Source organism: Acaryochloris thomasi RCC1774, assembly GCF_003231495.1.
Taxonomy (GTDB): Bacteria; Cyanobacteriota; Cyanobacteriia; order Thermosynechococcales; family Thermosynechococcaceae; genus RCC1774.
In genome coordinates this window covers 107,678-120,114 of record NZ_PQWO01000003.1, presented here as the reverse complement: position 1 = coordinate 120,114, position 12,437 = coordinate 107,678, and the positions used below count along the sequence as shown (strand labels likewise).

Sequence of the window (12,437 nt, the reverse complement as noted above, 5' to 3'; positions counted from 1 at the left end):
TGCATGAGCGGTCAACTGGTTCGAAACCTTTCCCCTAAAGAGATAGAACTCCAAAGAAAGCAGGCAGAATTACTTGAGTTAGAGGTCCAGTTAGCGCAGCGTGAGCTAGATTTAGCCACCTTTCAGGCCGACCTACATGCCTTTGAGCATCGCTATCTAAAGTCTGTGGGTATTCGGCATCAAGAACTCGACCGCATTGAGGCTCAGATTGCAGAATATACGGCTCATCTAGAGGCTAGTAGAGACTTTCGGCCTTCCGATCGTCTCAAGCAGCTCTACCGAGAAGTGGCTAAGCAAATTCATCCCGATTTCGCGACGGATCCAGAAGAGCGGGCCAAGCGAGCTGAACTGATGGCGTCCGCTAACCGTGCCTATGAAGAGGGGAACGAACAACGGCTGCAGGCGATTCTCAGCAACTGGGAACTGAGTCCAGAATCTGTAATGGGGCAGGGAGCCGAAGCTGAGCTTATGCGAACGATGCGTAAGATCGCTCAGAGCCAGCGCCGCTTGATGCAAATCGAACAGAAAGTCAATGATTTAAGGCAAACGGACCTCCGCCAACTACAGCTCAAGGCCCATAAAGCCCAGAGAATGGGCCGTGACTTGCTCAGAGAAATGGCTGCAAAAGTTGATCAACAAATAGCCAAGGCGCAGACCCGCCTCAACGACCTCAAGCAAAGGTAGGCTAAGATATTTGGCAACCCTTTTTTTGGACCGATGACTGTCGATAGTGCAATGACGATAACGTTGCGAGAGAGCGATCAGATGAGTCGCCTAATCACGCGCGGTTTACGTTTGGCTGCTGAGCTGGAATCGAAACCTGCTAGAAGTTCTAAGGTATCACCCGCCGCTGTCCCTGCTGAGAGTGAATGTCCATTAGAGGTGCCCACTCTTATTCAGCCCCAGGCCACGGTGGCAGGACAGACTGACTGGGCTGAGGTTTGGCTACAGCGTGGGCATCACAGATTCCGCCTGGGTGATTACGCCAAGGCCAGCATGAACTATGATCAGGCGCTTCAGCACCAGCCCCACTTGGCTGCAGCTCACAATGGTAAGGGGAATGTTTTCTATACGCAGCATTGCTTTGAGGCGGCTAGATTGGCCTTCTGTCAGGCCCTGAGACTGCAGCCAAACTGTGCCTATCTGCACTCTAATTTGGGCAGTGCACTCTACTGGCTTAGTGATTTAGCGGGGGCAGTTTTAGCTTATAGAGCTGCCATCCAGCTCCAGAATCATCCGGTCAATGCCTATTATGGCTTGGGTGTAGCCCTTCATCGGCAGGGGAAGTACCAAAAGGCAATGATGGCCTACGATCAGACAACGCAGATTAACCCCAGACATGCCGATAGTCATTACGGGCTTGGCTGTTTGCGCTACATTACCGGAGATCATCGAGGTGCTGTTGCAGCCTACCGGAAGGCGATGCAGTGCAACCCCTACTACACTGACATTTACTTAAAGATGCAGCTCCAGGGCCGCCGCTAGGATCAGCTTTGGTCTACTTCGTGGGGTGTTTGTTCCACGGTTGTTGGCGAATTTGCTTCATCAGGAGTACTTGCTTTGCTAGAGGGCTCCACTATTTCAACTTTGATCAGCGTGAGGCGCGGTCCTTCAGCCGTTGCTACTGTCAGCTTAAGGTTTTCATAGAAGCAATGTTCGCCCTGCGCCGGAATCTTCTGGAGTTGGCAGAGAACGAAGCCGCCTAATGTCTGATACTCATCCGTGATCGGCAACTCAATGGCAAGCTGCTCATTAACCAAGTCAAGGTCTGTTTGAGCCTGAATTAAGAAGGTGTGGTTATCCTGCTCCTGAATGAGAGGGCCGGGCATGCTGGGGGGTGGTTCATCATCATTCCCGAGTAGTTCGTTTACTAGATCGGTAAGGGTGACTAATCCTGCGGTACCGTCAGACTCGTCCTCACGGACCATCATCATCGCGAGATGGAATTTCTGCATCCGCTGTAGAACGTCTCGAATCGGGGTGCCTTCAGGGACAAACCAAGCGGCTTGAGTCCACTCTTGAATGGAAGATTCGGGAGAAATCTGGTCATTGGCAAGCGCTGCGGCTAGATTTTTGAACCGCAGCATTCCGCGAATGTCGTCCAAAGATTCGCCTGTGACCGGATAGTAGTCATGGCCGGAGCGGGCCACTTCTTCTAAAACGGCTTTGAGGGAGGCTGTTTCAGGAATGGCATCAATGCTCGTACGGGGCACCATCACCTCTTCGACCTGTGCTTCGCCAAACTCAAAGACGTTGGTGAGCAATTCCCGCTCGTCTTCTTCAAGGCCAGTGACGGCAGTGGAGGTGGCGATAATCATCTGTAGCTCTTCAGGGGTGACGTCGTTCGCCCAGCTCTGGTTGGTGTAGCGAATGCCGACAATTCTCAGCAGGTAGCGTGTGGACTGCTTGAGCACCCAAATAAAGGGATTGAACAGCCGCGCGATGCTGAGGCTTGTCGGACCCAGCAGCCGCGCCAAGCGCTCAGGATAGATCAGCGCTAGTGATTTGGGGAACAACTCGCCTAGAACAATTTGCAGATATGCGATCGCAACAAAGGCAATCGGCACCGCAATGGAATGAGCGACGGTTGTTGAGGTGTCATCGGAAAGCGGCCAGCGCTGTAGCCATACCATGACTACCGTAGCCATCGTCTTTTCACCAATCCAGCCCAGTGCCAAGCTCGATAACGTAATGCCAAGCTGGGTCGTAGAGAGCAAGCGGTCTAGCTCTCGCTGCAGCCCTTGCACCGTCTTGGCTTGAGCGTCACCTTCCTGCACCAGTTGATTGATGCGGGAGCGGCGAACAGACACAATCGAAAATTCCGCTGCCACAAAAAAGGCGTTGATGGCAATGAGGGTTGCGATCGCAACACACCGCGAGATAATTTCTGACCCCGCCAGCTCTGCTTGCGCAACAACGCTAAACGGCATTGAGAATAGAGCGTGCAGGTTAACCATCTCCGCTTAACATTGACCTGCTGAGTGCTGAACAGTCCCTAGCTTGCTTACCCATCGGGAGCGAGCAAAACTAACATCCTAAGATTACTCTAATACAGGGATATTCAAGGCTTCTAATTTAATCGCCTGATCAGGGTAATCCGTGAGCGTCAGCGAAACTCGCTCGATATTGTCTCCCGATACATCCAGGATTTTGATCGTGCCGTAAAACGTCTCACTGTTAGCCTGAAAATCTGCCGGCAGCCCCTGCGCTTCAGCTAACAGCGCCTGCCCTTGATCATCAACAACATCGAGAAATGTGTAGACAAACTGGACCGGCTTAGAGCTATTGTTCTGGAGCGCTACGTTTAGCACCAATCCATCTTCATCCTGGGATAAAGAGCGCACCTCGAGATTCATGCCCTTGGCCTCTGTCTTCACCGGAAAGGACTGGGGCTTGCTGTCTTTCTTGGCTTTGTCTGACTCTTCTTTGTTGCTTTCTTGGGGAGAAGGCTTTGGCTTAGGCTTCTGAGCCGTTGGCTTCTTGGCACCGCGGGTCTTCGTTTTGACCTTCGCCACAATTTCTTTTTCACTCAGTAGACTGGCCCCCTGCTGCGGACGGCGCTTACTGGAGTCGCCGCCACCGTTCAGCACAGGATTGAGGGCGGGCTGAGTGATGCCTCGAAGAGACTGATAGCCCATGCTGTAGCCCGTTAGCCCGCACACCGCACCAATCGTCAGCATAAAACCCACCAATAATAATGTCCGACGCACAGCCGGACTGACATTGATGTCCAAGCGGTTTTGCAACCTGAAGCTTTTCGGGGGCGAACTTTGACGCGGCTTAGCCAACTTTTCAACCAGACTAGAGTTGGGGATAGAACGCCGACAGCCACTGATAGAGCCGGGTTCTAGAAATGGACTATAGCAGATATCATGTACCATGAACACTATAGCCACGCGGCACCGCTACTCGCACAACAGCCCAAGTCCCAGAACTGAGGAACTTGAGCTGTTCATAACCTCCAGGGTTGGCCGAGCGGTTGAGGCAGCGAACTCATAATTCGCCTTAGGCAGGTTCAACTCCTGCACCCTGGATTTACGCTTTTTTCAAACTGTCCTATAGACCCTGTAATTCGAATACTGACGTATCGTAGGGGTTGGGCAAATCCCGAGTTCGGATTGTGGGGTTGTCGCGATCTTGCTGTTCTAGTAACTCATCATAAAGTGTTTCAATCCTGCGGGCGTCTTTGGCGATTCGAGCATCATCGTAATCAACTCCAAACAGAAATTTCGTGTCGCCCACGATTGAGAGATCTTTCCAAACCGAATTAAAGCTGGAGTTCTGAAAAACAGTCTCAGGAATGCTGGACTCGCGCAATGGGGGTAATTCGGCTTCTTGCTCTTGGGCCAGTGCTGCTGAACCCGCCGAAGATACAAGAGCGGCTAGCACAATGGCCCCACTCCATTTTTTGATATTTACACCCATGACATCATCCTTCAAAATTGATCGGTCTCTAATCTAGCTTACCCATTTCAACTTCTAAAAATTCCTTGTCCTATCTACAATTCTCCACATGCTTGATTCTGCTGCCTCTTTCATTACTGCCTCTGCCCCAGAACTCCGACAGGCCCTCCTCGATTTGTTCTGTAGGTTTGCCTATAAAACCGGTGATTTCACCCTCTCCTCTGGTCAGAAAAGCACTTATTACATCAATGGTAAACCTGTAACGCTAGATCCACTTGGGGCACTGGCGATTGGTAAGCTCATTTTGCAGCAGCTTCCGTCTAACACTCAAGCCGTTGCCGGTTTAACATTGGGTGCCGACCCTATTGTCTCGGCTGTCAGCGTTGTTTCGGCCTACGAAGATTGCCCTTTGCCAGGTCTCATTATTCGCAAAGAGCCAAAGGGCCACGGCACCCAAGCCTATCTCGAAGGGCCACAGCTCGCCGCTGGGAGTGCGGTGGTGGTGCTTGAAGATGTCGTGACGACGGGAGCCTCTGCTCTGAAGGCGGTGGAGCGTTTACAGAAGGCAGGATACACCGTCAATCATGTTCTGGCGCTGGTGGACCGTCAGCAAGGTGGCAGTGAGCTGTACGCCGAACATCAGCTCAACTTTCAAACAATATTTACCATTCAAGATATTCATGCTCGATGGGCTGAACTTAATCCTGAAGCTAAGACTTAGAGTGGTTCGAGTGCTCGGTTAAGCGATGTCGTTGTTCCTTGATGACAGCTCACCGGAGTAAACCAAACCTCTGCGCACATCTAATGTGAGCAAGGTACCGCTGCGGATTAGCTCAGTGGCGTTGTGGACGCCAACAATGACAGGGATGCCCAGCTTCAGGCCCAAAACCGCCGCATGGCCGTTGATGCTGTTCTCTTCAGTGACGATGCCTGCTGCCTTACGCATGGCATCGATGTAGGACGCATCAGTGTGTGTGGCCACTAAAATCTCGCCTTCGTTAAGATCTCTGACCTCTGCACTGTGGTGGGCAACTCTGGCGCGGCCGCTGACGGAGCCTTGGCCAATGCCGCTGCCCTGTCCCATGACGGCGGTGACAATCTCAACTTTGATCAAATCAGTGGAGCCAGAGACCCCTTGCAGGGTTCCTGCCGTGCGGACAATCAGATCGCCTTCGACCACTAGCCCCTGTTCTTGGGCTGAATTGAGCGATGCCTGCAGTGTTTGGCGCGTTGAGGGGAAGTTGACTACCATCAGGGGGTGTACACCCCAGACCATCTGCAACCGTCGAGCCACTTCCATGTGCGGCGTGACGGCAAGAATGGGAATGTTGGGGCGAAACTTGGATACGTTCCGAGCGGTGGACCCACTTTTGGTTAGCGTTAGGATGGCCTTGGCCTTGAGCTGGTGGGCAATCTGGCTAACGGCTTGGCTAATGGCGTTGGGGATAGAGCGCTCGGCAGTACCCACGGTGGGCTGCTGGCTGAGGCTGCGTTCCTGGTCAATGCGCTCCGCAATGCGAGCCATTGTTTCGACGGCTTCGACAGGGTAATTGCCCACGGCGGCTTCATTTGAGAGCATGACGGCATCGGTGCCGTCCAGGATGGCATTGGCGACGTCTGAGATTTCAGCGCGTGTAGGCCGGGGGGAGTTGACCATGCTGTCGAGCATCTGAGTGGCGGTAATCACCGGGATGCCGAGGCGATTAGCCGTGGAAATCAGTCGCTTTTGCAGCATCGGAACTTCCTCTGCGGGGAGTTCAACGCCCAGATCACCCCGAGCGACCATCACGCCATCGCAGAGGGAGAGAATATCTTCCATCTGCTCAATGGCTTCGTGTTTTTCGATCTTGGCGATCACGGGGATCGATTTACCGGCGGATGAGATGAGTTCTTTGATTTCGACAACATCTTGCGGATTGCGAACAAAGCTGAGGGCGACCCAGTCAACCCCCTGAGAAAGGCCAAATTTTAGATCGACTCTGTCTTTATCTGTTAAGGCTTTGATGGAGAGATAGACGCCGGGAAAATTAACGCCCTTTGCATTGGAGAGGGGGCCACCCACAACCACGCGGCACTGAAGGGATTTGGTTGCTTTGTCAACGGACTCCACTTTCATCTCGACACGGCCATCGTCTAGCAGAATGGTGGCTCCGTCCGGGACTTCGTCGGCCAATAGTGGATAGGTAACGGAGCTGATCTCTTGGGTGCCAGGCATCTGACGACTGGTGAGCGTAAAGGGATCATCACGTTTGAGCGTGATGGGGCCGTCTGCGAACTTGCCTAGTCGAATTTTGGGCCCCTGCAGATCTTGAAGGATGCCGACGGGCTGCTGGAGTTCGTAAGAGATTTGCCGAATGAGTTGGATGGATCGCTGGTGATCTTCGTGGGTACCGTGGGAAAAGTTGAGGCGGAGGGTGGTGGCTCCGGCTTCAATGACGGCCCTCAACATTTTTGGATTTGCGATCGCAGGGCCAACGGTGGCAACAATTTTAGTGCGGCGACGTGAATCTAACGAACTCATGAATGGCAGATAAGGTCCCGAGTTAAAATAGGCGCAAGGTCAATTGCGCTGTCAACTTAATAGTTTAGGGGTAGAGGTTACCCAAGCGAGCATTTCAACTGAATTCATGATGGGAGTCTGCTGAGCCAGGATGAAACTGAAGCTAACGACGCGGGGCCACTACAGCGTTAAAGCCCTGTTGGACCTGAGTCTGCAGCCGAATTTTGGCCCAGCCTCTGTCAATGCGATCGCAACCCGTCAAACTCTCCCGGCCCCTTATCTAGAGAAGCTATTGATTGATCTGCGGCGTGCGGGTCTTGTCCGATCGACACGCGGCCCGCAGGGGGGATACCAGCTTGCCAAGAACCCTAGCCAAATCTCACTGGGTGCAATCTTGGAAGCCGTGGGAGAATCCATCGAACCGTGGGTGGCCGAGCCTGATGCCCAGGCTGAAGACTGGGTGACCGCAAATCTCTGGCAGCGTCTACACCAAAAACTGCAGGAAGCTCTGCATAGCATTTCTCTTGAAGATCTTTATTTTGATGCTCGTAGCTGGCAGGCCGCTCAAGGTTCTGAAGCCAGTTTTGTTGTTTAAGGGGCCACATTCTTCGAACAAAAAAGCGGTACAAACCTGCACCGCTTTTTCGAAAATTCAGTGAAAACTACGCAGAACGCTTGCGGCGGAGCAGCGCAGAACCAACACCACCCGACAAACATGCGGCTCCAATCACCAAGAGTTGCGAAGGAATCTCTGGAAACTGCGAGGATGCATCGCTAATTTCGCCATAGGTGACGCTCTTGCCCTTCGCTTTCACCGGTACAGTCCAGCTATCCCAGTGGCCGCCTTCGCCGATCTCAATGGTCCAGTCTCCTTCGATGGACTTGTCTGGCTCAAATTCAAATTCGCCGTTTTCATCCATTTCCGAGACAAGCCAGGGCTTTTCATCGTTGCCCGGCGCATAAATTGTGATTTTGCCATTTTTGAAGGGTTCACCCGACGTAAATTGAGAGGTGAATGTAATGGCTGAACTATCTGTGCCTTCTGCCTCTAGGCTAGGTGCATCTTGGTCGCTGGTAGCCTCGAGAGAGGGCAAGAGATAATCGGTTTCAATGACGTGGGCAATTGCCTTCGTCGGTAGCCCGAGAACAGCTAACAGAGCTAGCGGCATCAGTAGCTTAGCGGTCATGTTGTGATCCTCCTGTTTGTAGTTCTCTGAGATAGCAGCAAGTGAGAGATATCTTAGCGTGCCATAAATTTCTCTGTGGTTTAGTAAATCACGTCTTTAAAAAAGTATGCAAAGCGATAGCCCACTTAGGCTGCAAATAGCTGACGTTAAGGTAGGGAACAACGTTCCTGAATCTGACGATTGAACTCGCTTTGCTCTGTTGTTGGCAACTGCAGCAGCTCAAATCTACCCGACTGCTGTTGAATATGGTGAGCCTTAAAGGAAAGTCCTTCTGCCTCGACCGCTTCCGCTGTCGTAATCAGTAAAAGCCTTTGATCGGGCTGAATTTTTGCGGGGATTTGGCACGCTTGCTCAAATCGTTCTATTTGCGTCAGGCCACTGTAAAAGTTAAGGCTAGGGAGCTGGAGACCCAAGGTTGCGGTTAAGTCTGTTGAGCAGGTGTCACAGGTCATCTTACCCAGCGTTTGAGCAATGGGAATAAGCTGCTGGTCTAGTACTTGAACGTCTAGAACGGGCATTAATAAATGAGCGCTCGTGAACCCGATGCAGCCAAAGGTGGCGATTCCAGTGATGACAGTCCAGGTGACCTGCTGTTGGTGAAGGCTTAGCGCGATGAGAATGGATGCGATCGCAAACACCCCCACCCAAAGCCAGCGCAGATGAGCGGCTTCCAAGCTCTGCAAAAGGGCCGGATCGCCGAGACGACCTGTGGCAAGGGCGACCATCAATCCACCATAGACCAGAAACATCAGTGCAGCGGTCCATCTAAAACCGCGATGGGGTGAGAGGAACTGCCGCTCCCAGGCCCGAGCCGATAAATAGGCAAAGGCCGGTAGACCGGGGTAAACATACCAAGAGAGCTTCGTTGCGGCCAAGCTCATGAATATCAGCACCGTGACCGCCCAGACCACCATCAATTGATCGAGTGGACGCGGAATCGAGCTGCTGATCGGCCATCGTTGTCGGACGGTTCGCCAGATGGCACTCGGCACCAGAATGATCCAGGGGAAGAAAAAGAAGGAAAGACTGAATAGATAGTAATAGGGTGGCCCCCACTGGTTTTGATTGACGCTCAAGAACCGGCTAACGTTACTTTCGCCGAAAAAGTAGCGAATGTAGTCCCAGCCATTGGCCTGGATTACCAGGACATACCAAGGGCCAGCCAGCATGCTAAAGACCAGTAATCCCTGCCCCCAGGGAATTGCTTTGGGGCGTTTGCCTGACCAGAGGTAAAAGATCGGCAAGATTAACAGGCACAGCAAAAGAGCCAAAGGGCCTTTCGCCAGCGTCGCTAGGGCGAGACATCCGCAGGACCACACATAAGCCGTTCGCCGCTGTTGATGGTCGGCCCAGAACCATAAATAGAGGGCCACTGTCATAAAGCAGGCCATTAACATATCGTGGAAACCGATGCGGCCTAATGCCCAAGTAAAAGGATTTGCCGCGAGGATCCCTGTGGTGATTAGGGCCAGCCGTCGAGTGGCGACAGCGTTGAGAAAGATCCAAGTGGTGAGGAGAGTTGCGATCGCACCCATAACCGACGGCAGCCGCACAACCCACTCCTGGGGACCAAATACCGTAAAGCCCAGAGCCATCAGCCAGTGCAAAAGCGCGGGCTTATCGAAATAGGGTGCGCCGTTGTAGCGGGGGGTAATCCAGTCGTGGGTCAGCCACATCTGGCGAGCAATCTCCGCCTGTCGAGCTTCAGTGATATTGATCAGGCTATAGCCATTTAAATTCCAACCGAAGAAGATTGCACTGGCAACCAAAATCAGAACGGTCGTGACTTGAAAGCGACGATTGGAAATCAAAGAGTTAGCCATAGGTCTAGAAGTGTGAGAGATGGCTCTGGCGCTCACCTTAGCTTGGTTTGCGGCGACGGATCTACGCTTTGAAGTTGCCCGGAAGTGTGTATACAGGTCAAAATAGACATGTAATGTTCTGTAAAGCTTCCTCTATGTCTCAGGATGTAGCCTGTTCCGCTAAGCCCGCTGTCTTTGATTACGATATTGCCATTGTTGGCGGTGGAGTCGTTGGAGCCACCCTGGCTGCTTCGCTCAAACACTCGGGACTTGCGATCGCAATTATTGAAGCCCAATCCCAATCGGATGCCATTGCCAAGGGACAAGCCTACGCCATTCATCAAAGTTCTCGGCAGGTCTTTGACGATATTGGCGTCTGGCCACAGATTGAATCCCAGATCGAGTTTTTCCGGCAGGTGCGCCTCTCAGATGCTGATTCGCCCCACGTCGTTGAGTTCGAGTCCTCTGAGCTGCAGGCTAAAGCTATTGGCTACGTCGCTAAGCACCGGATTTTGCTACAGGAGCTGCAGAGCTTTTTGACCACTTGTGAGCAAGTGGACTGGCACTGTCCGGCTCAGGTGACGACGACTGACTATGACGCCAAGGGAGCCACGCTTCAGCTTGCTTCCGGCGAGTCGCTGCGGGTGCGGATGGTGGTGGCAGCCGATGGGGCTAAATCGCAAGTCCGACAGCAGGCGGGTATTAAAACCCACGGTTGGCCTTACTGGCAGTCTTGCGTGGTCGCAACGATTGCCCCTGAAAAGCATCACGACAATATTGCCTACGAAAAGTTTTGGCCCAGCGGTCCCTTTGCGATTCTGCCCTCAGCTAAAGATGAGTGCCGGGTTGTCTGGACTGCGCCTCACAAAGAAGCTCAGGCTCTTTTGGATCTCAATGACGATCAGTTTATTGACCAGCTCCACCATCGCTATGGCAACCAGATGGGGCAGCTGTCGCTGGTAGGCAAACGCCATCTCTTTCCAGCTAAGTGGATGCATGCCAACCGCTATGTACAGCCCCGCCTAGCGTTGGTGGGAGACGCAGCCCATTCCTGCCACCCGGTCGGTGGGCAAGGCCTGAACCTGGGTATTCGTGATGCTGCGACGCTGGCACAGGTGTTAACAGTGGCCCATCAGCATGGTGAAGATATCGGCAGCTTAATGGTGCTGCGTCGCTATCAGAGCTGGCGGCGTCAGCAAAACTTGCTCTCACTGGGATTTACCGATATTCTCAACCGCACCTTCTCGAATCAGTGGTTCCCATTGGTGCAGGTGCGGCGCCTGGGCCTGCAGGTGATGCAGAGGATTCCGCCCCTTAAGGTGTGGTCTCTAAAGTTTATGGCTGGGCTGCACGGGCGGTCTGCTACCTCAACCTAATAAACATGCTTCCTATCTCAGGCATATCTGTTATTATTGGATCTGCTTACTTGGAGAGGTGGCTGAGCGGTTGAAAGCGGCTCCCTGCTAAGGAGTTATGGGGATTAAACCTCATCGAGGGTTCGAATCCCTCCCTCTCCGCTTGTTTTGTACAACGATCAGGCGTCTTTCAACAGGACGATTAGACACATGGGCCGTAAATGTCAACTCACCGGTAAGAAGGCAAACAACGGCTATGCCGTCTCGCACTCACACCGTCGCACCAAAAAACTGCAGGAAGCAAATCTGCAGTGGAAGCGAGTCTGGTGGCCTCAGGGTAAGCGCTGGGTCAAGCTAAGACTTTCGACAAAAGCAATCAAAAGCATAGAGAAGAAAGGGCTGAGTGCCTTCGCTAGAGAAGCTGGAATCAATCTCGCTCACTTTTAGTCGGTCGCTACTTCTAACAAGTGGCACGTTATTTTGTCGCCTTGCTTCCGCCCGATGATATTCAGGCGGAAGTTTGTCGCATAAAGCAGCACTTCGCCGCTCGCTACCAGAGTCGAAAAGCGTTTAACTCGCCGCCTCACATTACGCTGCAGTCGCCCTTTGAGTGGTCGCCACCTGTTCCAGATGTTGAGGATTCTACCAGCTTCATTCCTACAGAGTTAGCAAACGGACTTGCTGATTTTGCGGCTTTGCAGGCTTCTGTCCCAATGCATTTGTCTGGGTTCGCTGCGTTTGCACCTCGGGTAATTTATATCAATGTTGTAGAGACGGCAGAATTGATGGCTCTACAGGCTGAGGTTGCTCGGTACTTTGCTTCTGAATGGGGAATTGCTGATCGAGCTGGGAAAGGTCGGGCTTTTGTGCCCCACATGACTGTGGCTTTTCGAGACTTGAGTAAGTCTAATTTTCATGCAGGCTGGACCGAGTTCAAAGATCAGGCTTTTGAGACTCAATTTAAGGTGGCAGCTCTGACGCTCCTTTACCACAACGGACAGCGTTGGGAGATTTGCCAGGAGTTTCCGCTAGGTTAGTGTTGGCACTGATGAGCTTGCGTTTTATCTTAAGTCGTTGTTTATCATAGAGCTATAGCCGTCGCTAGCTGAGTTAGGACAGCACTGCTTTGGCATACATCGTTTTCAGTCGCCTTAATGTCCTAATCAATATGTCGAAGGCTATAAATCAA

At 52.5% G+C, this 12,437-nt stretch carries 13 protein-coding genes and 2 tRNA genes; 9 read left to right on the top strand and 6 right to left on the bottom strand.

Annotated elements, in window-relative coordinates; genetic code table 11:
• Positions 1–3 precede the first annotated feature (3 nt).
• Both C1752_RS06180 and C1752_RS06175 read left to right on the top strand, forming a co-directional pair.
• A complete protein-coding gene (locus C1752_RS06180; protein WP_110985185.1) occupies positions 4–684 on the top strand; it encodes a molecular chaperone DnaJ in 681 nt (226 codons plus the stop codon).
• Between the two features lie 33 nt (positions 685–717).
• A complete protein-coding gene (locus C1752_RS06175; protein ID WP_110985184.1) occupies positions 718–1,485 on the top strand; it encodes a tetratricopeptide repeat protein in 768 nt (255 codons plus the stop codon).
• A 2-nt stretch (positions 1,486–1,487) separates the two neighbouring features.
• Here C1752_RS06175 and C1752_RS06170 read toward each other — a convergent pair whose 3' ends face one another.
• Together C1752_RS06170 and C1752_RS06165 are read right to left on the bottom strand one after the other, a co-directional pair.
• On the bottom strand, positions 1,488–2,957 hold the full coding sequence (locus tag C1752_RS06170) for a hemolysin family protein (RefSeq protein ID WP_110985183.1): 1,470 nt from the start codon (positions 2,955–2,957) through the stop codon (positions 1,488–1,490).
• 84 nt (positions 2,958–3,041) lie between these two features.
• Positions 3,042–3,710, bottom strand: a complete 669-nt coding sequence (locus C1752_RS06165; protein ID WP_233501405.1) for a DUF3426 domain-containing protein — start codon at positions 3,708–3,710, stop codon at positions 3,042–3,044.
• Between the two features lie 251 nt (positions 3,711–3,961).
• Here C1752_RS06165 and C1752_RS06160 point away from each other — a divergent pair.
• Positions 3,962–4,034: transfer RNA gene (locus C1752_RS06160), tRNA-Ile, on the top strand.
• 22 nt (positions 4,035–4,056) lie between these two features.
• Here the strand turns inward: C1752_RS06160 and C1752_RS06155 are convergent.
• Positions 4,057–4,425 carry a hypothetical protein gene (locus C1752_RS06155; RefSeq protein ID WP_110985182.1) on the bottom strand — a complete coding sequence of 123 codons (369 nt, stop codon included), beginning with the start codon at positions 4,423–4,425 and terminating at the stop codon, positions 4,057–4,059.
• An 88-nt stretch (positions 4,426–4,513) separates the two neighbouring features.
• Here C1752_RS06155 and pyrE point away from each other — a divergent pair, with 88 nt between their 5' ends.
• Positions 4,514–5,125 (top strand): orotate phosphoribosyltransferase, encoded by a 612-nt coding sequence (pyrE, locus tag C1752_RS06150; RefSeq protein ID WP_110985181.1) that lies wholly within the window; start codon positions 4,514–4,516, stop codon positions 5,123–5,125.
• An 18-nt stretch (positions 5,126–5,143) separates the two neighbouring features.
• Here pyrE and pyk read toward each other — a convergent pair whose 3' ends face one another.
• Positions 5,144–6,925 carry a pyruvate kinase gene (gene pyk, locus C1752_RS06145; protein ID WP_110985180.1) on the bottom strand — a complete coding sequence of 594 codons (1,782 nt, stop codon included), beginning with the start codon at positions 6,923–6,925 and terminating at the stop codon, positions 5,144–5,146.
• Positions 6,926–7,061: 136 nt separating this feature from the next.
• Between pyk and C1752_RS06140 the strand changes: the two genes are divergently transcribed.
• On the top strand, positions 7,062–7,499 hold the full coding sequence (locus C1752_RS06140) for an RrF2 family transcriptional regulator (RefSeq protein ID WP_110985454.1): 438 nt from the start codon (positions 7,062–7,064) through the stop codon (positions 7,497–7,499).
• A gap of 67 nt (positions 7,500–7,566) precedes the next feature.
• Here the strand turns inward: C1752_RS06140 and C1752_RS06135 are convergent, their stop codons facing one another.
• The gene (locus C1752_RS06135) at positions 7,567–8,091 is read right to left on the bottom strand and encodes a hypothetical protein (protein WP_110985179.1); all 525 of its coding nucleotides are present in this window, start codon (positions 8,089–8,091) and stop codon (positions 7,567–7,569) included.
• 146 nt (positions 8,092–8,237) lie between these two features.
• A complete protein-coding gene (locus C1752_RS06130; protein ID WP_110985178.1) occupies positions 8,238–9,914 on the bottom strand; it encodes an ArnT family glycosyltransferase in 1,677 nt (558 codons plus the stop codon).
• Between the two features lie 134 nt (positions 9,915–10,048).
• Here C1752_RS06130 and C1752_RS06125 point away from each other — a divergent pair, with 134 nt between their 5' ends.
• From C1752_RS06125 to C1752_RS06110, 4 genes are all read left to right on the top strand, one after another.
• The gene (locus C1752_RS06125) at positions 10,049–11,269 is read left to right on the top strand and encodes an FAD-dependent hydroxylase (RefSeq protein ID WP_233501402.1); all 1,221 of its coding nucleotides are present in this window, start codon (positions 10,049–10,051) and stop codon (positions 11,267–11,269) included.
• 52 nt (positions 11,270–11,321) lie between these two features.
• A tRNA-Ser gene (locus tag C1752_RS06120) sits at positions 11,322–11,410 on the top strand.
• A 48-nt stretch (positions 11,411–11,458) separates the two neighbouring features.
• On the top strand, positions 11,459–11,695 hold the full coding sequence (rpmB, locus tag C1752_RS06115) for a 50S ribosomal protein L28 (protein ID WP_110985176.1): 237 nt from the start codon (positions 11,459–11,461) through the stop codon (positions 11,693–11,695).
• Between the two features lie 20 nt (positions 11,696–11,715).
• Positions 11,716–12,285, top strand: a complete 570-nt coding sequence (locus tag C1752_RS06110; protein WP_110985175.1) for a 2'-5' RNA ligase family protein — start codon at positions 11,716–11,718, stop codon at positions 12,283–12,285.
• The last annotated feature ends 152 nt before the right edge of the window (positions 12,286–12,437 follow it).